This window comes from Corynebacterium sp. MSK071 (assembly GCF_030232125.1).
Lineage (GTDB): Bacteria > Actinomycetota > Actinomycetes > Mycobacteriales > Mycobacteriaceae > Corynebacterium > Corynebacterium kefirresidentii.
In genome coordinates this window covers 1-376 of sequence record NZ_JASPJA010000055.1, presented here as the reverse complement: position 1 = coordinate 376, position 376 = coordinate 1, and the positions used below count along the sequence as shown (strand labels likewise).

General features: G+C 53.7%; 1 protein-coding gene. It reads left to right on the top strand.

What is annotated here, in order from left to right:
• Window positions 1–134: 134 nt before the first annotated feature.
• The coding region (locus QP990_RS12175) for a hypothetical protein (RefSeq protein ID WP_284799427.1) at window positions 135–376 on the top strand (242 nt) is incomplete at its 3' end.

Below are 376 nucleotides of genomic sequence, written 5' to 3'. Positions count from 1 at the left end.
GTTTGTTGCGGTTCCGTGTGCACTCTATTCCGCCGGTGGTCACTGCGGTTGCGGTGTCGTTGCCGATTATGCAGGTATTGGCATTCCGGTCACTGGTAACGGCACGGCTTGCAGGTAAGCAGCTTCAGACGGCAATGCTGGTTATTCGTCCGTTAGTACGCTTTGTTTTGGCGGTACTGTTTTTACTGTTTTCCACCGTAGGGGCTTTGTTGCCGGTAGCTGGCTCTGGGGCAACTGCATTTGTGACAGCACTTATTGCTATTCCGGCGTCGATTATTTTCTATGTGGCTTCTGTGGCATGGGTGGCGTCGAATGTGGCGGCGTTTCCGCTTTTGAAGAAGGCAGTCGCTCCGGTGTTGTTGGCGTTGGGGGCTAT